Raw genomic sequence first — 312 nt, forward strand, 5'->3', positions numbered from 1 at the left:
TCTGATCCGGGACAGCAAGACCCCGGGCGGCCCGGTACTCACCCTGACCCCGCAGTCGTTCAACGACCTCGTGACGTTCGCCAAGACGCACGGCTGACCTGCACGCCGGCTCCGGACACACCGCACCGAAAGGCACCCCGTGACGACCGAATCCCTCCACTGGTCCAAGTCCTCCTTCAGCGACAACGGCGGCAACTGCCTTGAGTGGGCGCCGGAGCACACCCGCAGCACCGGCGAGGTTCTGATCCGGGACAGCAAGACCCCGGGCGGCCCGGTACTCACCCTGACCCCGCAGTCGTTCAACGACCTCGT

Annotated in this window: 2 protein-coding genes; both read left to right on the forward strand. The window is 67.3% G+C overall.

Annotation, left to right across the window (positions count from 1 at the left end; all coding sequences use genetic code 11):
- Positions 1-4: 4 nt before the first annotated feature.
- Positions 5-97: a DUF397 domain-containing protein gene (locus tag ADL22_RS15220; protein ID WP_324615564.1), complete on the forward strand. Its 93-nt coding sequence runs from the start codon at positions 5-7 to the stop codon at positions 95-97.
- A 42-nt stretch (positions 98-139) separates the two neighbouring features.
- On the forward strand, positions 140-312 hold a 173-nt coding region (locus ADL22_RS15225; protein ID WP_066978716.1), incomplete at its 3' end, for a DUF397 domain-containing protein.

The sequence above is a fragment of the Streptomyces sp. NRRL F-4489 genome (assembly GCF_001509485.1).
Lineage (GTDB): Bacteria > Actinomycetota > Actinomycetes > Streptomycetales > Streptomycetaceae > Streptomyces.